Source organism: Kitasatospora sp. NPDC056138 (assembly GCF_042264695.1).
Classification (GTDB): Bacteria; Actinomycetota; Actinomycetes; order Streptomycetales; family Streptomycetaceae; genus Kitasatospora.
This window is the reverse complement of the sequence record NZ_JBHJVK010000027.1, coordinates 1-20978: the sequence shown is the minus strand read 5'-3', so window position 1 is coordinate 20978 and position 20978 is coordinate 1. Positions and strand designations below refer to the sequence as shown.

Sequence of the window (20978 nt, the reverse complement as noted above, 5' to 3'; positions counted from 1 at the left end):
GCCCGCCGTCCGGTGCCCTCTCCCCGTCCGGTGAGCCGGTCCCGGGTGCCCCGGAGCTCCCCGCCGGGGCCTCCTCGGGGCTGGGTCGGTCCGCCTGGCCGGGAGTCCTCGCCACGCTCCGTCTCCGTCCGTCCGTTGGCCGGCACCCCTGGGTGCCCTCCCCGCGAGAGTAACCAGCGGGGGCTCCCGATGCGGGGAGCACCCTGGTACCCCGGCGGATTCCTGCCCGCTTTGTGGCTCACCTCACATCCGGGGCGGGCGGCCTCGCGGACGCGCTGCGTACCGCGCGGAGCAGTGGCCGGTCCTCGTCTAGAGTCAGCGCCATGACCAAGTGGGAATACGTCACCGTGCCGCTGCTCGTGCACGCCACCAAGCAGATCCTCGACACCTGGGGCGAGGACGGCTGGGAGCTCGTCCAGGTCGTTCCGGGGCCGAACAACCCCGAGCAGCTGGTTGCCTACCTCAAGCGGGAGAAGAGCTGATGAGCAAGGTTGAGGAGAAGCTGGCCGAGCTCGGTCTGACCCTCCCCGAGGTGGCCCCGCCGGTGGCCGCGTACGTCCCGGCGATCCGTTCCGGCGAGTACGTGTTCACCTCCGGCCAGCTGCCGATGGTGGCGGGCAAGCTGCAGCACACCGGCAAGGTCGGCGGCGAGGTCACCCCGGAGGAGGGCAAGGCGCTCGCGCAGATCTGCGCGCTCAACGCACTGGCCGCCGTGAAGTCCGTGATCGGTGACCTGGACCGGATCGAGCAGGTCGTCAAGGTGGTCGGCTTCGTCGCCTCCGCCCCCGACTTCACCGGTCAGCCCGGTGTGATCAACGGCGCCAGCGAGCTGCTCGGCGAGGCGCTCGGCGCGGCCGGCGTGCACGCCCGCAGCGCGGTCGGCGTCGCGGTCCTGCCGCTGGACGCCCCGGTCGAGGTCGAGATCCAGGTGCGGGTCAAGGCCGGCGCCTGACCTGCGGAGCAGCGCGGCCGGGGTCGGCAGTCGTCCGACCCCGGCCGCCGTCCGGCCCGTGGCCCGCACCGTCGGCGCCGACGGGCGAACCGCTGTCCGACCCGGACCTCTGTCCAAGCCGGGCCCTGCCCGCTTAGCATCCGGGCATGGATCATCGAGCACCGTCGCTCCCGATGCCGCCGTCCTGGCCCGCCCGGATCCGGGCGGTCGACTCCGGCGAACTGACCCCGCCCGTGCCGAAGCCGTCGGCCACGGTGGTACTGCTGCGCGACGGGGCCCGGGGCCCGCAGGTGTACCTGCTGCGCCGCCGCACCTCGATGGCGTTCGCGGGCGGGATGTACGCCTACCCGGGCGGCGGGGTGGACCCGAGGGACGCCGACGCCGAGCCGGCGTGGGCCGGGCCCTCCCCGCAGGAGTGGGCCGAACGGCTCGGGGTGGATGCCCGCACCGCCCAGGCGGTGGTCTGCGCGGCCGTCCGGGAGACCTTCGAGGAGGCCGGCGTCCTGCTGGCCGGACCCGACGCCCACAGCACCGCCGCACCCCGCGACTGGAGCGCCGAACGGGCTGCCCTGGAGGCGCACGAGCTCTCCTTCGCCGAGTTCCTGCAGGCCAACGGGCTGCTGCTGCGCAGCGACCTGCTGGCCGCCTGGGCCCGCTGGGTCACCCCGGCCTTCGAGGAGCGCCGGTACGACACCTGGTTCTTCGTCGCCGCGCTGCCGCCCGGCCAGCGGGCGGCGGTCGAGGTCGGCGAGGCCGACCGGGTCGCCTGGCTGCCGCCCGGGGAGGCCGTCCAGGGGCAGGCGGAGGGCCGGTACGGCATGCTGCCGCCCACCCTGACGGTGCTGCGCGAGCTGCTGCCGGTCCGGACGGCCCAGGAGGCGCTCACGGCGGCGGCTGCCCGGCGGATCGAACCCGTCCTCGGCCGGGCCACGGTGGCCGGTGACCGGCTGACGGTGCGATGGTCTGGGTACGAGGAGCTGACCATCGACGGCCACTTCCCGCCGTGACCCGCTGTGACCCGCCATGAACCGCTGTGACCCGCCGTGAACCGTCGGTCTCCGACGTGACCCGCTGTGAACCGGCCGACGGCACCGGTGCCGCCGTCCGCGATCCGCAGTCGATCCGCGAACCCAGGAAGGAACCCCGCCCGATGAACCACGACGATGTGGCTCTGCGCCCGGCCCACGCCCAGCCCGGCGGTGACCCGCTGACCCGTCCGCTCCCGGCCCGTACGCTGGCCGGCCAGTCCGCCGTGTGGGTCGAAGGGCCCGGCAAGCGCCGACTGGTGCGTGAGCTGCCGTCGCGCACACTGATCCGGATCAGCGAGGGCAGCCGGTGAGCGGTCTCCTGCCGGGTGACCCCGCCGCCACCATCGGCGGCGAGGCCACCTCCCGGGCGCTCTGCGTCCTGGCGCCCAACCCGTCGCCGATGACCCTGGACGGCACCAACACCTGGCTGCTCGCCGAGCCGGACTCCGACCTCGCGGTCGTCGTCGACCCCGGTCCGCTGCACGAGGGCCACCTGCGGCGGGTCGTCGACGCCGCCGAGCAGCGGGGCAAGCGGGTCGTCCTCACGCTGCTCACCCACGGCCACCACGACCACGCCGAGGGCGCCGCGCGGTTCGCGGAGCTGACCGGCACCGAGGTCCGGGCCCTCGACCCGGCGCACCGGCTGGGATCGGAGGGGCTGCACGGCGGCCAGGTGCTCGACATCGGCGGCCTGGAGCTGCGGGTGGTCGCCACGCCGGGGCACACCGCGGACTCGTTGACCTTCCACCTGCCCGCCGACGGCGCGATCATCACCGGTGACACCGTGCTCGGCCGGGGCACCACGATGGTCGCCCACCCCGACGGCAGGCTCGGCGACTACCTGGACTCGTTGCGCCGCCTGCACACGATGGCGGCGGACCACGGCGTACGGACCGTGCTGCCGGGGCACGGTCCGGTGCTCGCCGACGCGCTCGGCGCGGTCGACTACTACCTGGCCCACCGGGCCACCCGGCTCGCCCAGGTGGAGACGGCGGTCGAGGACGGCTGCCGGACGGCCGCGGAAGTGGTCGCCCGGGTGTACGCGGACGTGGACCGGGCGCTCTGGCCGGCCGCCGAGCTGTCGGTCCGGGCCCAGCTCGGCTACCTGGAGGACCACGGCCTGATCTGAGGCGGGACCCGAGGCGGGCCGGAGGTCTTCAGCCGGGTGGGGACCCGCACGGCGCGGCGGGGCCTCCCGCAGCCGACCCGGCCCGCTGCGACGAGTGCGCCGCGCGACCTGCCGATGGGGCGGAGCGGCCGGCCCACCGGCAGGTCGCGCGGCGCGGTGCTCTCCCGCCCCCGGGGGATCGGTCGGCCTGTGGGCACGGCCGAGCCGCGGCCCCGGGGATCGGTGGGGCCGCGGCTGTGAGACGCCTCAGCGGGAGCGGCGGGAGAGCCGTTCGACGTCCATCAGGACCACCGCGCGGGCTTCCAGCTTGAGCCAGCCGCGCCCGGCGAAGTCGGCGAGCGCCTTGTTGACCGTCTCGCGGGAGGCGCCGACCAGCTGGGCGAGCTCCTCCTGGGTGAGGTCGTGGGCGACGTGGATGCCCTCCTCGGACTGCACGCCGAAGCGGCGGGAGAGGTCGAGCAGCGCCTTGGCCACCCGGCCGGGGACGTCGGAGAAGACCAGGTCGGACATGACGTCGTTGGTCCGGCGCAGGCGGCGGGCGATGGCCCGGAGCAGCGCGATCGACACCTCGGGGCGGGCGTGCAGCAGCGGCAGCAGGTCGCCGTGCCCGAGACCGAGGAGCTTGACCTCGGTGAGGGCGGTGGCGGTGGCGGTGCGCGGACCCGGGTCGAAGAGCGAGAGCTCGCCGATCATCTCGCTGGGGCCGAGCACGGCGAGCATGTTCTCGCGGCCGTCCGGCGAGGCGCGGTGCAGCTTCACCTTGCCCTCGACCACGACGTAGAGCCGGTCGCCCGGGTCGCCCTCGTGGAACAGCGACTCGCCACGGGCGAGTGTCACCTCGGTCATGGAAGCGCGCAGCTCGGCGGCCTGGTCGTCGTCGAGAGCCGCGAAGAGCGCGGCACGCCGCAGAACGTCGTCCACGAGCTTCCTCCTGCTGGGTGTGGGGCGGTCCTTCTCGTCAAGACTGCATCACCAAGGATGACGCATGTCGCTCCGATCATATGAGGAGGGGGTGGGGCGCGGGGCGCGGTACGCGGCCATTTGTACTCACCGTGACCTTCGAATCCTGGGTGTGGCACCGCTGAGCGTCCGTACACGTCCGGTAAAGAGAAGGTCAAGGCGGCGCTGTCGAGGTCTGGACTGGACCAATAACATGCAGTCCAGTCCATGTTTGGACTGTAGAACATGTATCGACGTGAGTCGTCCTTCGGAACGGGAAGATCTGTGGCTATGGGGAGTGGCAGGCGAGGAGAGCTCAACCAGCCGGTGGCGGTGGTCGGCCTGGGATGCCGGTTTCCGCAGGCCGAGGGGGTGGACCGGTACTGGTCGCTGCTCATGGCGGGCACGGACGCCGTGACGCCCGTCCCGGTGGACCGCTTCGACATCGACGCGTACTACCAGGCGGAACCCGGCACCGCGGGCAAGACGGTGTCGCGGCACGGGGGCTTCCTGGCGGACGTCTTCGGCTTCGACGCCGGGTTCTTCGGCATCTCGCCCGCCGAGGCGAGGACCATGGACCCGCAGCAGCGGCTGCTGCTCCAGGTCGCCTGGGAGGCGCTGGAGGACGCCGGCATCCGCCCCTCCTCGCTGGCGGGCAGCCGGTCCGGGGTCTTCGTCGGGCAGGCCACCGCCGAGTACGCGGACCTGCCCCAGCCGCTGTCCAGGCGGGGCATCCACGACTCCGCGGGGCGCCGGATCCGGGCCGTGACCGCCGGGCGCCTCTCCTACGCGCTGGACCTGCGCGGTCCCAGCGTCGTCACCGACACCGCCTGCTCGTCCTCGCTGGTCGCCGTGCACTCCGCCCGGCAGAGCCTGCTGACCGGGGAGAGCGACCTGGCGCTCGCGGCGGGCGTCAACATCATCCTGGCCCCCGACGACGCGGTGGCGTACTCCCAGGCCGGGATGCTCGCCGCCGACGGCCGGTGCAAGTTCGGCGACGCCGCCGGGGACGGCTTCGTCCGCAGCGAGGGCATCGGCGTGGTGGTGCTCAAGCGACTGGCGGACGCCCTGCGGGACGGCGACGAGGTGCAGGCCCTGCTGCTCGGCAGTGCCGTCACCAACGACGGGCGGGCCAGCGGCTTCCTGCTGCGCCCCGCCGTCGACGGGCAGGTGGCGATGCTCCGCGCGGCCTGCGACAGCGCGGGCATCACCCCGGCGCAGCTGGACTACGTCGAGGCGCACGGCACCGGGACGGTGGCCGGGGACGAGGTCGAGCTGACCGCCCTGGCCGAGGCGTTGGACGGAGTGCGGCCGGCGGACCGCCCGCTGCTGATCGGGTCGGTGAAGTCCAACATCGGGCACGCCGAGGCGGCGGCCGGGATCGCCGGGCTGATCAAGGCGGTGCTGATGGCGAAGCACGGCAGGGTGCCCGCCTCGCTGCACTACCGCACCCCGCACCGGCTGCTCGCCGAGGGCACGCTGCCGTTGCGCCTCGCCGAGGCGAACCAGCCGTTGCGGCCCGCCGGGCGGACCGCGCTGGTGGGAGTGAGCTCCTTCGGCCTCTCGGGGACCAACGCGCACGTCGTGGTCGGGGCGTACGAGCCCGCGGCCGATCCGGATCCGGAGCCGGAGAACGCCGTGTCGGAGAACGCCGTGCCGGAGGAGGCTGCGCCGGAGGCCGCCACGCCGGGCCGGCCCGAGCTGCTGGTGCTCTCCGCGCGCTCGCCCCGGGCGCTGCGGCAGCTGGCCCGCGCGTACTCCGGGCACCTGGCGGGAGTCGGACGCGGGTACCCGCTGCGCGACGTGTGCGCGAGCGCCGCGCTGCGCCGCGATGCGCAGCCGTACCGGCTGTGGGCGGTCGGGGCGGACCACGACGGGCTGGCCGAGACACTGCGGGCGCTGGCCGACGGGGAGGAGACGCCGGACGGCGCGCTCGGCGCGGAACCGGCGGCGGACGGGGCGCCGACCGTGTTCGTCTTCCCCGGCCAGGGCTCCCAGTGGGTGGGCATGGGCCGCGAGCTGCTGGCCCAGTGGCCGGCCTTCCGGGCGGCGATGGAGGACTGCGACCGGGCGGTCCGGGCCGAGACCGGCTGGTCGCCGCTGGCGGCGCTGGCCGCCGGGGACGGTGCGGTGGGCGGCGGGGTGGCGGCGGTGCAGCCGGTGCTCTGGGCGATGGAGGTGGCGCTGGCGGAGGTCTGGCGCAGCCACGGGGTCGAGCCGCGGACCTGCCTGGGCCACAGCATGGGGGAGAGCGCCGCCGCCCGGGTCGCGGGGGCCCTGACGGTGGCGGACTCGGCCGCGGTGATCTGCCGTCGCAGCGCGCTGATGGCCCGGCTGTCCGGCCGGGGCGCGATGCTGGTGGTCGAACTGCCCGGTGACCAGGCGCGGGCGCTGGCCGACCGGTCCGGACCCGAGGTGGCGCTGGCCGTTGAGAACTCCCCCTCGTCCAGCGTGCTGGCCGGTGACCGGCAGGTGCTCGACGGGATCGCGGCCGACCTGCGGGCCCGCGGGGTCTTCTGCCGTCCGGTGAAGGTGGACGTCGCCTCGCACTCGCCGGGCATGGACGTCCTGCGCGAGGACCTGCTCGCCGCGCTCGCGGACCTGCGGCCGGGGCCCGGCACCCTCGAACTGTTCTCCACCGTGCACGGCCGCCCCGTCGAGGGCGGCGAGCTGGACGCCGGGTACTGGATGGACAACCTGCGCAGGCCCGTGCGGTACGCCGAAGCGGTGGCCGGACTGGCCCGGCGCGGGGAGCACGTCTTCCTGGAGATCAGCCCGCACCCGCTGCTCACCGCCGCGACCGAGGAGAGTCTGGCGGCCGCCGGGGCGGTGCCCCGGGTGGTGCCGAGCCTGTACCGGGAGCAGTCGGAGACGTCGGCGATGGCCAGAGCGGCGGGCCGGCTCTTCACCCACGGCACCCGGGTCGACTGGCGGCGCTGGTACGGCCCCGGCACCCGGCGGGCGCCGCTGCCGACCTACGCCTGGGACACCGAGCAGCACCGGGAGGAGCCCGCTTCGGCCGAGCGGAGCCCGCGGCGGGCCGGGTCGCCGGAGCGGAGCGTGTTCCTGCCGCTCGGCCGGGTCGGCGGGACCGCCTTCCGGGGCAGCATGCCGCTGCCGGGGGCGGTGTACCTGCTGGCCGCGCTGAGCCGTGCCGCCGGTGCGCCCGGCGCCGAGGGCCGGTGGGTGCTGGAGGAGGTCCGCTTCGGCTCGGAACTGGTCGAGGAGAGCTGGGCCGAGGGGCTGCGGGTGCGCTGGCGGCCGGTGGCGGCCGCCCGCCGGGCCGGGGCCGAGCCGTGGGAGACCACCGTGCACGCGGTGGGACCGGGCGGCGACGCGGTCTTCGGGCTGCACGCCCGGCTGCGGGCGGGAGCCCCCGACGGCGGTCGGCTGCCGTCGGGGCACGAGAACCGCCTGGACAGCGCGCTCACCCGGTGCACGGGCTACCTTTCGGCGGACGCCTTCCTGGCCGTCGCGCGCGAACGGGGGTACGAGATACCGCCCCACCTGCGGACCGTCCGGCGGATGTGGCGCACCGAGGGCGAGTCGGTGGCCCGGATGTCCCGCCCGAACACGGCGGGCGGCTGGGGGACGGCCGAGGGCGCGGGCGGGAGCGCGCGCGACGACGCCCGGCACGGCGTCGCCCGGCAGGGCGCGCACTGGGAGGCGGCGCTCCAGCCGCTGCTGGCCACCTTGCCGGGCGCCGGGGCGGCCGACGCCGACGGGAGCACCTATGTGCCGACCGGGATGGCCAGGGTGAGCCTGGCCGTGCCGGAACTGCCGGCCGACTACTGGAGCCTGACCCGGTTCACCCCCGCCGACCAGGACGGTCCCGACCGGGCCGACGTCACGCTGATCGACGCGGACGGCGGCGTCCTGGCGGAGTTCTCCGGCATCACGCTGCACCGCCTCACCGGCAGGACCGCCAGAGCCGCGGCCGTTCCCGCGCTGTTCGGGGCGGTCCCCGCGGTCGAACCGGGCCGGGTGCCGCCGCAGCTCCCGGCGCCGGCCGGGACCGGGCGGCCGGTGACGTCCGGGCAGGAGGCACCCCAGCCGCCGGCGGTCGGTCAGGACGCGGTGCTGGCCCGGGTCGCCGCGGTGCTGGGACTGCCGGTGGCGCGGCTGGACCGGCGCAGGTCGCTGCGGGAGCAGGGGCTGGACTCGATCATGGCGGTCCAGCTGCGCCGCCGGCTGGAACAGGAGTGCGCGGTGCCGGTCTCGGCCGACCGGCTGCTGGGGCCGGAGAGCGTGGCCGAGCTCTGCGCCGCGCTGGTATCGGATGCTTCGGATCAAATATGTACTGCAGGCCAAGATTGTGTTCTGGTATAAATTTCCCAGGGGGCTGTCAGCGGTCGGCCGGTAGCACCACCGAGGCGCAGGGGAGATGCAGCGGATGGAGAGGCCGACCGCGACAGCGGCACCGGGGCGGCGCGAGCGCAACAAGCAGCGGATCAGGGAGCGGGTCTACCAGGCCGCCCTGGAGCTCTTCGCCGAGCAGGGCTACGACGCCACGTCGGTCGATGCGATCGCCGAGCGTGCCGATGTCGCGCGGGGGACGTTCTTCAACCACTTCCAGCGCAAGGAAGACCTCATCACGGAGTGGGGTGAGCGACGGCGCGCGCGGCTGAAGGCCGAGTTGGAGGGGGACGTGTACGCGGAGGGGGGCGAGTTCGAGCTCCGTCTGCAGCGCTGCATGACGGTGCTCAGCCGGATCAACGAGGAGGAGCGGCACACCACGCCGGCCATGCTGCAGGCCTGGGTGCAGGCGGGCCAGCCGTTGCTGGAGGAGCCGTACGCCGCGCTCATCTTCGCGGAGATCGTCGAACGGGGGCGGGCCGGAGGGGAGTTCGCCCCCGACATCGACGCGGTCCGGGTCGGGAACATCCTGCGGGACACCTACCTGGGTGCGCTCTACCGCTGGACGAGGGCCGAGGAGCAGCGGCCCCTGCACAGCGAGTTGGACGAGATCCTGGCCATCGTCCTGAACGGCATCAGGAGGAGCCCCGACGCGTGCTCCTGCTGAGGCCGACCGCCTCGGGAGGAGAGCGCCTCAGGGCGATGTGGGCATGAGGGAGTCAATGCCGCGAGAACAGGTCGAACCGTCGGTGCAGCACGGATCGGCAGGCCGGGACGGTTGGCGTGTCCTGGTGGTGGAGAGCGACCCGCGCGCTGCCGGGCACCTGGTCCAGAGCCTGCGCCGGCACGGCCACGAGGCCCTCTGGGCGGACACCGGCGGCAAGGCGCTCCGGGCCTACCGCAGCGCCGACATGGTGCTGCTCGACCTCGACCTCCCCGACCTGGACGGCCTGGAGGTCTGCCGGGAGATCCGGGCCGCCGGTGACACCCCGGTGATCGCGGTGACCGCCCGGGGCACCGAGCTGGACCGGGTGCTCGGCCTCCAGGCCGGTTCGGACGACTACCTGGTCAAGCCGTACGGCTTCCTGGAGTTGATCGCCCGGATGGAGGCCGTGATGCGACGGGTCAGGCCGCGTCCCGCCGTCGCCAGGACGATCACCCGCGGTGCGCTGCACATCGAGCCGGGCTGCCGGGAGGTCAGCGTGGCCGGCCGGCCGGTCGAGCTCACCCGCAAGGAGTTCGACCTGCTGCACCTGCTCGCCTCGCAGCCCGACGCGGTGGTCCCCCGGGCGCAGATCGAGCGTCAGGTCTGGGGCAACGCCGAGGTGAGCCGGAGCCGGACGATCGACACCCACGTCAACAGCCTGCGCAACAAGCTGGGCGCCGGGACCTGGATCGTCACCGTACGGGGAGTGGGCTTCCGGTTCGGCCACGGCTGACCGGGGTGCGGCGGGCCCGTGGCGCGCCGCGGGGCCGGGAACACGGTGACCCGAGACGGTGCGAGCGCCCCTTGAAGCCCCGGGCCGCCCGGGCCGCCCGGGTCCCTCCGGCCCCCGACCGGCTCGACGGTATCGATCGACCGCCGAACCGGCCTCCTTGGCAGGACAGTTGACAGCAGGCCCGACAGAGGGGAGGGGACGGTGCGCGAGGGGCTGGTCGTCCTCGGGCTCGGCGGCGTCGGCCGCGCGCTCGCCCGTACGGCGTGCCGTGCGGGATGGCGGGTCGTGCTCCTCGACCGGGACGAGCAGGCGGTGGACCGGATGCTCCGCGAGGGCTTCGCCGCGACCACAAAGGAGCGGGTGCTCGGCACCGTGGGGACCGTGGCGATCTGTGCGGCGGTGCCGCAGGCCCGGGACGGCGCGTTCGACCTCTCGGCGGTCAGGTGCGCCTCGGAGGCGGTGAGCCGGCACCTGCGGCCGGGCGCGCTGATCGCGCTGGAGTCCGTCGGCTGCCCCCGGATCGCCGAGGAGGTGGTGCGGCCGAGCCTGGAGCGGTCCGGTCTGGCCGCGGGCACGGACTTCCGGCTGGCCTGGTCGCCCCGGTGGGACGATCCCGCCCTCGGGCAGCCGAAGGTCGTCACCGGTCTGACCGCGCGCTGCGCCGACGCCGCCGCCTCCTTCTACGGGACCTTCCTGCCGAGGGTGCGGCAGACCGCCGCCGGCGGCTGTGCGGTGGGCGCCCCGCCCGGCGGCTGCACGGCCGCCGGCGGCCGGGAGGGCGTGCCGCGTCAGCGCGGCGCGAACGGCCGGCCCTGAACACCGGCGGCGCGGGGAAGCCGTGCGGCCGGCCCGCTGCGGAGGTGCACGGCCGCTCGTGCGGCTCCCCGCGCCGCCGGGTGGCGCACGGTCAGCCGGCGGAGACGACCTCGGCCTTCTCGATCACCACCGACTCCTTCGGGACGTCGCCGTGGCCGCCCTTGCTGCCCGTGCTGACCGAGCCGATCCGGTCCACGACGTCCGTGCCGGCGACGACCTTGCCGAAGACGGTGTAGCCCCAGCCCTGGGTGTTCTTCGCGGTGAAGTTGAGGAAGCCGTTGTCGACCAGGTTGATGAAGAACTGGGCGGTGGCCGAGTGCGGGTCGCTGGTGCGGGCCATCGCGGCGGTGTAGGCCACGTTGGTCAGCCCGTTGTCGGCCTCGTTCTGGACCGGGGCCTGGGTCGGCTTCTGGGACATGCCCTCGGTGAAGCCGCCGCCCTGGATCATGAAGTCCTTGATCACCCGGTGGAAGACCGTGCCGTCGTAGTGCCCGCTGCGGACGTAGGACAGAAAGTTCTCGACGGTCTTCGGGGCCTTGGCCGAGTCGAGTTCGAGGTCGATGTCGCCGAAGTTGGTGGTGAGCCGAACCGTGGTCATGGTTTCCCTTTACTCGGTGGGTAAGTAGGGAACAGCTTGTCACGGACCGCCCCGCGTCCCGGGGGATCCTCCCGAACGTGCCGCGCCGGGCCCCGGCCCCGGGCGGTACCGGGCGGGGTCAGCCGGAGACGTCCTTGCGGGTCGCCGCCAGGTAGCCGACCAGGGCCAGGATCGCCACCGTCCAGCCCGCGGTGACCGGACCGAGGCCGAGGTCGAGACCGCCGCGATCGTGCGAGACCGCCATCCAGTCGGCGAACGAGGCGCCCAGCGGGCGGGTCAGCACGTAGGCGATCCAGAAGGACGGGACCGCACCGAGGCGCAGCCACCGGTGGGCGACGGCGGGAACGGCGATCAGCACGGCGAACGCGATCCCCGAGGCCAGGTAGCCCAGGCCCATGGTGGTCGCGGTCAGGTCGCCCGCCGCGGTGCCGAGCGCGAAGGTGGCCAGCACGGTGGCCCAGTAGAACACCTCGCGCCGCCGGGTGTGGATGCTGTGGATCGACAGCGTCCGCTCGGTCGCGAACCAGACGCCGAAGACGGCCGCCAGTGCGAGCAGGAAGAACGGGGTGGACACCAGGTACGGCACGCCGAGGCCGACGTGCAGGACGTCGGCGGCCATCGTGCCGAACACGCTGACCATGACGATGGTGGTCCAGTAGATCCAGGCCACGTACCGGCGGACGGCGAACTGCACCGCCAGCGAGGCCACCAGGGCGACACCGCCGAGCGCGACCGCGACCATCGGGTCCATCACGTGCGCCAGGTAGTCCGAGGCGGTCTCGCCCATCCCGGTGGTGAGCACCTTGATGATCCAGAAGAGCGCCGTCACCTCCGGCACCTTGCTCATCGTGTGCCGGGCGGAGGACAGCGGGCCGTTCTGCCGGAGTTGGGCGGTCGTCATGGGCCGCAGAATCCCACACCGTTTCTGAAGCCAACCTGAAGACGGCGGCCGAGCGGGCCCGGGGGCGGGCTGCTCCCGGGCCGCGGCCCCGGACCGGCCGGCGTACGCGGCAGGACCGCTACCTCATGACGGGCAGCACCTGTTCGTCCGTCCGGCCGGCCGCGGACTCGATGAAGGCGACCGGGTCGGGCACGCCGGCCAGCAGGCCGCGGGTCGCCTCCAGGGCGGCGGCGGGCGGCGGCGGACCACCGACCGCCGCGATCAGGTCGAGCAGGTGGACCGTGGCCTCCATGACGGCGATCTCGCCGAGCGCCCCGAAGGTCACCGTGCCCAGGATCGGATGCGCGACCACGGCGGTCGGCGGTACGTCCGCGAATGCGGCGAACGCCTCCGGTCCCTCGACGGCGAACCGGTCGACCAGCTCCTTCGGCGACAGCGCCCCGGCCGCCTGGCGGGCCTGCTCCTCGATGGCCGGGGCCGCGACATGGGCGACGCCGCCGGGCCGGTTGTAGATCCGCAGGACCTCCGCCCCGCTGGTGACGGCGGCCGGCTCCTCGGTCAGGGCGCCCCTCAACTGGCCGAACAACTCCGGGTCCGGCGCGACATGGGCGAACAGCGCCTGCACCGACCAGCCGGGCAGCCGGGTGGGGGCCGTCCAGTCGTCGGGCCCCAGCTGCGCCCCGCGTTCGGCCCAGGAGTGCCACAGATCGGTCAACATCCGGCTGTTCGCATTGATATGACGATTCATCAAAACCTCCCCTGTCGGGTCGAGTCTACGAGTCGGCCGGTGGCCGCCGACGGCCTGCCCGGCCGGAGGCCGGAGGTCACGTACGAGGAGCACGCCTTGACGGAGCGGACGGGGCCTCGCCCGGGGCCGCGTCCAGGCGGCCGGGGAGGCCGAAGAGCGGGAAGAGGGTCTCGGTGTCGAGGAAGGAGTTGAGGCCGACGATCCGGCCCGCCGACATCTCGATCACCTGGAGCGCCCACGGCTCGTGGCCGCCGCCGGGACTCGGCCGGTACTGGCCGAAGGCGGGGGTGCCGTTGGCCGTGGTCGCGACCAGCCGGGAGCCCCGGCAGCCGCTGCCGGGACCGAGCAGCCACTCGCGGATGTCGGCGTGCCCGCGCAGCCAGAGCTCGTACGGCGGCATCGACAGGGTGGCGTCCTCGTGCAGCAGCGCGGCCAGCCCGTCCATGTCGTAGCCCTCGAAGGCCGCGACGTAGCGGGCCAGCAGTGCGGTCTGCTCCTGGTCCATCGGCCGGACCGGGTCGGTGGCCGCCGGCTGCTGCGCCGCCAGCGTCGAACGGGCCCGCTGCAGCGCGCTGTTGACCGAGGCCACCGTGGTGCCGAGCAGTTCGGCGACCTCGCTCGCCGGCCAGCCGAGCACCTCGCGGAGGATCAGTACCGCCCGCTGCTTCGGCGCCAGCCGCTGCAGCACCGAGACGAACGCCAGCCGGACCGACTCGCGCTGCGCCGCGATCTCCGCCGGGTCCCCGGAGCCCGCCACCACCCGGCCGTCGGGCACCGGGCCGATCCACGTCACCTCGGGGCGCCGGGAGAGGCTCGCCGTCGCCACGGTGGAAGGGCCGGCCAGGTCCATCGGGCGGGCCCGGTTGTTGCGGCCGTTGAGCGCGTCGAGGCAGACGTTGGTCGCGATCCGGTACAGCCAGGAGCGCAGCGCCGCCCGTCCCTCGAAAGCCCGGTGGCCGCGCCAGGCCCGGATCATCGTCTCCTGGACCGCGTCCTCGGCCTCGAAGGCAGAGCCGAGCATGCGGTAGCAGTACCCGGTCAACTCCCGCCGGTGCCACTCCAGCTGGAGCTCCAGCGGCCGGTCGGCACCGCCCGCCGTGTCGCCCTCCGCCGCAATCCTGAGATCGGCCATCGATAGCCCCCCGTCGACTTCCCGTCGGCACGCACCGTACTGGACGCCACCGACAGTCCGGCCGCCCCCGTACCGGGCCGGTCCGGGTGGAGGCCGCCGGGCAGGAGTTCGCGGCCCGGGGGATCTCGGTGAACAGCATCGGCCCCGGCCCGGTGGACACCCCGCTCTTCTACGGTCAAAAGACGCCGGAGCGGGTCGGGTTCCACGAGTCCCGGGCCATGGGCGACCGGCTCACCAAGATCGAGGAGATCGTTCCGGTCGTGAAGTTCCCTGCCGTGGAGGGCTGGTGGATCACCGGCCGGACCGTCTTCGCCGGCGGCGGTTGCACCACCCGTTGAGCGGCGCCCCGTCGCGGTCCTCCCACACACGACCTCCACCGTCTGTGGGAAGACTGTTCACAGCAGCCCTGTGGCACGCCATACTTGGCCAATCGCCCCGGGAGCATCCGCTGTTCTGCGTGCACGGGACGCGGTCGCCGTAGCGGTCGGCAGTCTTCCGGTGGAGGAGTGGGGTGGAGCTGGTGAACCTGCGTGGATCCGAAGGGTATTCGTATTCCCGGGCACGTGCGGCGCCGGAGTCCACTCTGTCCGAACAACCCGGCTCCTTACCGGGATTGACGGCCGGGTCGGGCAATCCCGGGCGGGCGGTCGGCGGATGTCATGTCCTCGACCCGGCCGGTGGCGGCTGCCGTGCGGCGGGCTTCGGGGCTGGTCAGGGCCCTGGACCAGCGCGGTGGCCCGGTAGTGACCGCGGTTCCCGCCGCACCGGATCTGGCAAGAAGCTGCCAGTCGGTTGCACATTCTTTGCGTGTCATGCAGTGATAGTGGGCGATGGCAGGACTGCCTCCGGATCGGTTCCGAGCAGTGCCAATCCGGACCGGCCCACTGCCGGTCTCGGTACGTGGATGGAAAGCAAGGGGACGGGCGGCCAGGTCTACAGTTCGCCGGGAGTGGCGGCGTTGACTGCCGGGCGTGGGGGGCGAACGGGTACACGCTTTCGGCAGGGCGATTTCGGCACTCCGGATATCTCTGAAAATCTTGGTGAAATCAGGGTGGGGTGCGATCCGCAGCGGTTGCGCGCCGACTCGGGGTTTCCTCGGTTCGCAGCTGAGTGAGGGGATCGACGATGATGCCGGGGGGAAGTGTGAAAGCCCAGCGGGGAGACTCCGACCAGCAGGGGCTCAGTCACGAGGAGCAGGAGAACCGTCCCCGGCCCGCCGACGCGGCGTTCCTGGGTGCGGTGGAAGAGGTGGACCAGGCCCTCCTCCAGGCCCGCTCGCTCATCGACTCCATGGAGTCCTACCGGCGGCGCAGCGGTTCACCGGGGCGCCTGCTGGTGATCGAGGACCAGACGACGCTCGAGGAAGCCGTCGGAAACCTCGTGGTCGGCACCGTCCGCAACGTCAGCGCGGTGGTGCCCGGGGGCGGTTCGGAGGCCGAGATCCTCGGCGCGGCACTGGCCTGCACCAAACAGGTGGCGGCCGAGGAGGCGGCGGTCCGGCTGCTCTTCTCGCCGCGGGCGATCCGGCAGGAGCCGGCCCGGGAGGCCGCGCGCCGGATCCCCAGGTGCGAGGTGCGGGTCTTCGACAGCGCCCTGCCGGAGGCCGTCGTGGTGGACACCGGGGTGGCCCTGGTCTGGTCGGACCTGGGCGCCGGGGGGCGCCGGGTGTCGCTGGTCCGGGACGCCGCCGTGGTCGGCGCGCTGACCTCGCTGTTCGCGGTGGCCTGGGCCAACGCGTCCCGTACGGCGGCCAGGCCGGCCCTGGGCGGGCGGGTGCGGACCGAGGTCGGCCGGCGGATCCTGGAGGCGCTCCGGGCGGGCCAGACCGACGAGGTGGCCGCGCGCGAGCTGGGGGTGCCGCTGAGGACCTACCGCCGCCACGTGGCCGACATCATGCGGGAGATCGGCGCGAGCTCGCGGTTCCAGGCCGGTGCGCGCGCGGTCGAGCTGGGACTCCTCTCGGACGGCGAGTAGCGGACGGAGCGCGGCGGACGGCGCGCGGCGCGCGGCGCGGTGTGCGCGGTGCACTTCGTCCGGTGCGGTCCGGTGCGGTCCGGTGCAGTGCGGTGCAGGGGGTGATCGGTGCCGGGGCAGGCGGTAGTCCCCGGTGGCGAGCTGGGCCGATTCCGGTCGGGGGACGGGAATCGGCCCGACCAAACAAAGGTGCTGGTAACGACTTGCGGGGCGGTAATGGTCGAGCCTTACGGGGAGACGGATTCGCTGGTGGCCGAAGGCGGATCCGGGGGTGATGAATCGGTGGTCGCGGACGACGAGTTCGGCCGGGCGCTGGTCAATGTCCGCGGCCTGATCGAGACGGCGGTGTCCCGGTACCGGGACTGGTCCCTGAAGAGCCGCCTGGTCGAGGCGCTCGAACCGGGTACCGGGCCGGTGCGGGAGGCGCTGGTCGAGGTGATCACCGGCGTGGAGTGCTGCGTGGACGTGGTGATCGCGGCCGAGGCCAGCCGGGCGGCGGAACTCTGCGGGGATCTGCAGGTGCTGCTGTCGGGGCTGGGCCGGGACATCCGGGTCCGGGTGCTGTGCACGCACGCGGCGCTCGACCAGGGTTTCCGCCGGGAGCAGTTGGGGGACGGGTACCCGATGGAGGTCAGGGTGGCCCGGATCCCCTTCCTGGAAGCGGCCATCGTGGACGGTCGGGGTGCGGTGGTGCGGACCGACTTCGGCGCGCAGGCGTCGGTGGTGCGGTCGCTGGTGGTGATCGAGGCGCTGCAGGCGCTGTTCGGCAGCGCGTGGCGCAACGCGGAGCTGCTGGGCGACCGGATCGACCTCGGCCGCTCCGTGCGCAACGACTTCGCGGGCCGGATCCTCGGATCGCTGCACACCGGTGCGACCGACGAGGTGGCCGCCCGCGAGTTACGCGTCTCGGTCCGCACCTACCGGCGGTACGTGGCGGAGATCCTGGACGCGCTGGGCACCAAGTCCCGTTTCCAGGCCGGTGTGCTGGCGGCCGAGGCGGGGCTGCTGCCGGTGCGGCCCGCGGCGGTCGGAGGGGCCGGCCGGCCCGCGTCCGGCCGGCCGGTCCGCCATCGCCACCTGCTGGCGGCGCGGGGTGCGGGGCGGTTCGAACCGGCGACCTCCGGGGCCGTGGCAGGAAGTGGCCAGTGATCCGGTTCTGGTGAACTCGCTGCGGGAACAGTACTACTGATGAGTAGTCAGCTGTGACACCTGTTCGGCAGCGCGCTCGGCGGCGAGCGGCCGGGAACTCGGAGATGCCATGGGGCACTACAAGTCCAACGTCCGCGACCTGGAGTTCAACCTCTTCGAGGTGTTCGGCGCCGAACAGCGCTACGGCGTCGGCTGCTTCACCGAGATGGACCCGGCCACCGCCCGGAACGTGCTGGCCGAGGTGGAGCGGCTGGCCGTCGGGCGGCTGGCCGACTCGATGGTCGAGTCGGACCGGAACCCGCCGGTGTTCGATCCGAAGACCAACTCCGTCACCCTGCCGGAGAGTTTCAAGAGCGCCTTCCACGCGTTCCTGGACGCGGAGTGGTGGCGGCTCGGTCTGGCGGAGGAACTGGGCGGTACGCCGTGCCCGCCGTCGCTGTTCTGGGCGATGGCGGAGCTGGTGCTCGGCGCCAACCCGGCGCTGTGGATGTACGGGGGATTCCCGTCGTTCGCCTCGGTGGTCCGGCGGCTCGGCACCGAGGAGCAGTGGCAGATAGCCCAACGGATGGTGGACCGGCGCTGGGGCGTCACCATGGTGCTCACCGAGCCGGACGCCGGTTCGGACGTGGGGGCGGCCCGGACCACGGCGCGGCGGCAGCCCGACGGCTCGTGGCACCTGGAGGGCGTCAAGCGGTTCATCACCGGCGGCGAGCACGATCTGGCCGAGAACATCGTCCACTTCGTGCTGGCCAGGCCGGAGGGCGCGGGTGGCGGGACCAAGGGGCTGTCGCTCTTCCTGGTGCCGAAGTTCGACTTCGACTGGGCGACCGGCGAGCTCGGCGAGCGCAACGGCGTCTACGCGACCAACGTCGAGCACAAGATGGGCCTGAAGGCCTCCACCACCTGTGAGCTGACCTTCGGTGCGGGCCGGCCGGCCAAGGGCTGGCTGCTCGGTGAGCGGGCCGACGGCATCCGCCAGATGTTCACCATCATCGAGTTCGCCCGGATGCTGGTCGGCACCAAGGCCATCGCGACGCTGTCGACCGGCTACCTCAACGCCCTGGAGTACGCCAAGTCCCGGGTGCAGGGCCCGGATCTGACGGCCTTCGCCGACAAGTCCTCGCCCCGGGTGCCGATCACCCGCCACCCGGACGTGCGCCGCTCGCTGATGACCCAGAAGGCCTACGTCGAGGGCATGCGGGCCCTGGTGCTCTACACCGCCACCGTCCAGGACCGGGTCATCGAGGCCGAGCGCAGCGGCCTGCCGGCGGCGGACGCCCGGCGGCTGAACGACCTGCTGCTGCCGATCGTCAAGGGCTACGGCTCGGAGAAGTCGTACGACCAGCTGTCCCACTGTCTGCAGACCTTCGGTGGCTCGGGCTACCTGCAGGACTACCCGATCGAGCAGTACATCCGGGACGCCAAGATCGACAGCCTCTACGAGGGCACCACGGCGATCCAGGCCCTGGACTTCTTCTTCCGCAAGATCGTCAAGGATGGTGGCCTCGCTTTCGCCGCGCTCGCCGGCGAGATCAGGGAGTTCCTGGACACCTCGGACGCCTCGGACGCCTCGGCCGAACACGACCTGCTGGCCGGGGCGCTGGACGATCTGGAGGCGATGCTCGGCGCGATGCTGGGGCGGCTCACCGATTCGGCCGAGGAGCCCCGGAACATGTACCGGGTCGGCCAGAGCGCCACCGCGCTGCTGTTCGCGGCCGGGGACGTCGTGGTCGGTTACCTGCTCCAGCGGCAGGCCGCCGTGGCGGCCGCGAAGCTGCCCACCTGCTCGGCCAAGGACCGGCCGTTCTACCAGGGCAAGGTCGCGGTGGCCGGGTTCTTCGCCCGTACCGTCCTCCCCCAGGTGGCCGCGCAGCGGCGGATCACCGAGGCGACCGACCACTCGCTGATGGAGCTGCCGGAGGCGGCGCTCTGATCCGTGCGCGGGGGTGCTCTGTCAGGCGCGCCCCCCGCGCACGGTGCTCAGTCGGACCCGCCGCCGTAGGGGCATCCGCCGGCGGCGGACTCCGGCGCTGCGGGCTCCGGTGCCGCAGGGTGCAGGGGAGCCGGCCGCCCGGCGGGGCCGTCCGGCCGTCCGCGCCGCTCGACGCGCATCGGCAGCCCGCCCTTCGGGCGCAGGGTGACCATCGGCTCCTCGACCGGCGCGGGCCCGTCCACCGGCCGCAGCCGGGCCTGCTGGGCGAGGGTGGCCAGCACCACGTGGCCGTTGAGCAGCGCGTGGTGGTTCCCGATGCAGACCCGGTGGCCGGCCCCGAAGGGCAGGTAGGCGTGGCGGGGGATCCGGGCCTCGCGTTCGGGCGAGAACCGGTCGGGGTCGAAACGCTCCGGGTCGGGGAAGTAGTCGGCCCGCCGGTGCAGCACGTACGGGCTGAACACCACGGCCGTGCCCGCCGGGATGCGGTGGCCGAGCACCTCGACGTCCGCGGTCGCCTGCCGGGTGAACATGTAGACGGGCGGGTAGAGGCGCATGGCCTCCTTGAACACCTGGAGCGCGTAGGGGAGCCGGGGCAGGTCCTGGAGGGTCACCGGGCGGTCCCCGAGCACCTCGTCCACCTCGGTGAGCAGCCGCTCGTACGCCCGGGGATGCCCGGCCAGCAGGTGGAAGCTCCAGGTCAGCGCGGTGGCAGTGGTCTCGTGGCCGGGCATGAACATGTTCAGGGCCTCGTCCCTGATCTGCCGGTCGCCGATCGGGACGCCGTCCTCGTGCCTGGTCTCCATCAGCAGGTTCAGCCAGTCGTCCGGCCGCCGGGTCATCGCCCGCCGCTCGGAGAGCAGGGCGTAGAAGGTCCGCTCCAGGCGGTCGATCGCGCGCCGGTAGCGGAGGTTCGCCGGGGTCGGCCACTCGATGGTCAGCGGGACCAGCGCGCTGGCCTGTGAGTCGAATCCGTGGATGGCGTCGGTGAGCGCGTTGCCCAACTCGTCGGCCTCGTTGAGGATGTCGCGGCTGAACAGGTTCTGGCCGACGATGCCGAGGACCACCTTGACCATCTCCCGGCGGACGTCGACCACCCGGCCGTCGGCCCAGCCGGCCGCCACCGTCCGGGCGACCCGGGCGGGGACGTCGGTGGAGGTCTTCACCGCGGCGGTCCGGAACCGGGGCTGGATGATCCGCCGGTTGCGCCGGTGCTCCTCGTTCGTCGCGGTCAGCAGCCCGTCGCCGAGCAGCGGCCGGGCGAAGGAGCGGAACCGGTCGGTCTTCTCGAACAGGCCGCCGTGCCGGATCAGGATCTCGTGGATCAGCTCGACCGAGTTGGCGAGGTAGAGCTCCTGTCCGGCGATCGTGTAGCTGCCGAGGTCTCCGCAGTCCTGGAAAGTGCGGGTGAAGAGGGAGAGCCGGTCCTGCTTGAACTCCCAGGTGTTCCCGATGACGGGACGCCCTTTGATCTTCGGCACCGTCGGGTTCGTCCGGGTGCGGGCTTGAGCCATTTCCCCTGCCTTTCCGTGGCGGAACGCAGTCGAATGCGACGTCCGGGTCTCGGCAGAATTCAAGCGCGCGGCGGGGCGGGCGGCAATCGGCCGGACAGCTAGTTGCCAGCCGGACATCTTGCTGCCAGATCCTGGGGGGTGGCAGCTGGACGACCCTATGGTCGGTTCGGTATCTCATGGCCGGATGCGGTGTGATTCGCCGGTCCGCCCTGAATTCGACCGGACGTCAGGATGAGCTGCTGATGAATACCTTGCTGACCGGGGGGTCCGCGAAGGACCGGGTGGCCGAGCTGCACGATCTGCGGGAGAAGGTCCGCCGGGGCCCGAGTGAGAAGGCGACCGAGGCGCAGCACGCCAAGGGGAAGCTGACGGC

Annotated in this window: 19 protein-coding genes; 13 read left to right on the top strand and 6 right to left on the bottom strand. The window is 73.3% G+C overall.

What is annotated here, in order from left to right:
• The first annotated feature begins 323 nt into the window (after positions 1-323).
• The 5 genes from ACFC1R_RS18490 to ACFC1R_RS18470 all read left to right on the top strand — a co-directional run bounded on the left by ACFC1R_RS18490 (position 324) and on the right by ACFC1R_RS18470 (position 3109).
• On the top strand, positions 324-482 hold the full coding sequence (locus ACFC1R_RS18490) for a DUF4177 domain-containing protein (protein ID WP_095874066.1): 159 nt from the start codon (positions 324-326) through the stop codon (positions 480-482).
• Positions 482-952: a RidA family protein gene (locus ACFC1R_RS18485; RefSeq protein ID WP_045303667.1), complete on the top strand. Its 471-nt coding sequence runs from the start codon at positions 482-484 to the stop codon at positions 950-952. The genes ACFC1R_RS18490 and ACFC1R_RS18485 overlap by 1 nt, the downstream gene beginning before the upstream one ends.
• Before the next feature lie 146 nt (positions 953-1098).
• Complete coding sequence (locus tag ACFC1R_RS18480) at positions 1099-1959, top strand: NUDIX hydrolase (RefSeq protein ID WP_375939767.1); 861 nt, start codon at positions 1099-1101, stop codon at positions 1957-1959.
• 143 nt (positions 1960-2102) lie between these two features.
• The gene (locus tag ACFC1R_RS18475; RefSeq protein ID WP_375939765.1) at positions 2103-2291 is read left to right on the top strand and encodes a hypothetical protein; all 189 of its coding nucleotides are present in this window, start codon (positions 2103-2105) and stop codon (positions 2289-2291) included.
• Positions 2288-3109 (top strand): MBL fold metallo-hydrolase, encoded by an 822-nt coding sequence (locus ACFC1R_RS18470; RefSeq protein WP_375939763.1) that lies wholly within the window; start codon positions 2288-2290, stop codon positions 3107-3109. The genes ACFC1R_RS18475 and ACFC1R_RS18470 overlap by 4 nt, the downstream gene beginning before the upstream one ends.
• A gap of 246 nt (positions 3110-3355) precedes the next feature.
• On the opposite strand, the gene ACFC1R_RS18465 is transcribed toward ACFC1R_RS18470, so the two are convergent.
• Positions 3356-4030 (bottom strand): Crp/Fnr family transcriptional regulator, encoded by a 675-nt coding sequence (locus ACFC1R_RS18465; protein ID WP_045303663.1) that lies wholly within the window; start codon positions 4028-4030, stop codon positions 3356-3358.
• A 309-nt stretch (positions 4031-4339) separates the two neighbouring features.
• Here ACFC1R_RS18465 and ACFC1R_RS18460 point away from each other — a divergent pair, with 309 nt between their 5' ends.
• From ACFC1R_RS18460 to ACFC1R_RS18445, 4 genes are all read left to right on the top strand, one after another.
• On the top strand, positions 4340-8377 hold the full coding sequence (locus ACFC1R_RS18460; protein ID WP_375939761.1) for a type I polyketide synthase: 4038 nt from the start codon (positions 4340-4342) through the stop codon (positions 8375-8377).
• A gap of 64 nt (positions 8378-8441) precedes the next feature.
• The gene (locus tag ACFC1R_RS18455) at positions 8442-9071 is read left to right on the top strand and encodes a TetR/AcrR family transcriptional regulator (RefSeq protein WP_375939759.1); all 630 of its coding nucleotides are present in this window, start codon (positions 8442-8444) and stop codon (positions 9069-9071) included.
• Positions 9072-9126: 55 nt separating this feature from the next.
• A complete protein-coding gene (locus ACFC1R_RS18450; protein WP_375939757.1) occupies positions 9127-9843 on the top strand; it encodes a response regulator transcription factor in 717 nt (238 codons plus the stop codon).
• A 201-nt stretch (positions 9844-10044) separates the two neighbouring features.
• Complete coding sequence (locus ACFC1R_RS18445; RefSeq protein ID WP_375939755.1) at positions 10045-10659, top strand: NAD(P)-binding domain-containing protein; 615 nt, start codon at positions 10045-10047, stop codon at positions 10657-10659.
• Between the two features lie 91 nt (positions 10660-10750).
• Here ACFC1R_RS18445 and ACFC1R_RS18440 read toward each other — a convergent pair whose 3' ends face one another.
• The 4 genes from ACFC1R_RS18440 to ACFC1R_RS18425 all read right to left on the bottom strand — a co-directional run bounded on the left by ACFC1R_RS18440 (position 10751) and on the right by ACFC1R_RS18425 (position 14038).
• Complete coding sequence (locus ACFC1R_RS18440) at positions 10751-11257, bottom strand: peptidylprolyl isomerase (protein ID WP_375939753.1); 507 nt, start codon at positions 11255-11257, stop codon at positions 10751-10753.
• A gap of 118 nt (positions 11258-11375) precedes the next feature.
• Positions 11376-12158 carry a hypothetical protein gene (locus ACFC1R_RS18435; RefSeq protein WP_375939751.1) on the bottom strand — a complete coding sequence of 261 codons (783 nt, stop codon included), beginning with the start codon at positions 12156-12158 and terminating at the stop codon, positions 11376-11378.
• Between the two features lie 118 nt (positions 12159-12276).
• Entirely contained in the window at positions 12277-12876 is a 600-nt protein-coding gene (locus tag ACFC1R_RS18430; protein ID WP_375939749.1) for a maleylpyruvate isomerase N-terminal domain-containing protein, read from the bottom strand.
• A gap of 106 nt (positions 12877-12982) precedes the next feature.
• Positions 12983-14038, bottom strand: a complete 1056-nt coding sequence (locus tag ACFC1R_RS18425; protein WP_375939747.1) for a sigma-70 family RNA polymerase sigma factor — start codon at positions 14036-14038, stop codon at positions 12983-12985.
• Positions 14039-14124: 86 nt separating this feature from the next.
• Between ACFC1R_RS18425 and ACFC1R_RS18420 the strand changes: the two genes are divergently transcribed.
• The 4 genes from ACFC1R_RS18420 to ACFC1R_RS18405 all read left to right on the top strand — a co-directional run bounded on the left by ACFC1R_RS18420 (position 14125) and on the right by ACFC1R_RS18405 (position 19094).
• Positions 14125-14376, top strand: a complete 252-nt coding sequence (locus ACFC1R_RS18420) for an SDR family oxidoreductase (protein ID WP_375939745.1) — start codon at positions 14125-14127, stop codon at positions 14374-14376.
• Between the two features lie 805 nt (positions 14377-15181).
• Positions 15182-16012 carry a hypothetical protein gene (locus ACFC1R_RS18415; protein ID WP_375939743.1) on the top strand — a complete coding sequence of 277 codons (831 nt, stop codon included), beginning with the start codon at positions 15182-15184 and terminating at the stop codon, positions 16010-16012.
• A 216-nt stretch (positions 16013-16228) separates the two neighbouring features.
• A complete protein-coding gene (locus ACFC1R_RS18410; RefSeq protein ID WP_375939741.1) occupies positions 16229-17161 on the top strand; it encodes a LuxR family transcriptional regulator in 933 nt (310 codons plus the stop codon).
• A gap of 109 nt (positions 17162-17270) precedes the next feature.
• Positions 17271-19094, top strand: coding sequence for an acyl-CoA dehydrogenase (locus tag ACFC1R_RS18405; protein WP_375939739.1), 1824 nt, complete (start codon positions 17271-17273; stop codon positions 19092-19094).
• A 47-nt stretch (positions 19095-19141) separates the two neighbouring features.
• Here ACFC1R_RS18405 and ACFC1R_RS18400 read toward each other — a convergent pair whose 3' ends face one another.
• On the bottom strand, positions 19142-20572 hold the full coding sequence (locus tag ACFC1R_RS18400; RefSeq protein WP_375939737.1) for a cytochrome P450: 1431 nt from the start codon (positions 20570-20572) through the stop codon (positions 19142-19144).
• Between the last annotated feature and the right edge of the window lie 406 nt (positions 20573-20978).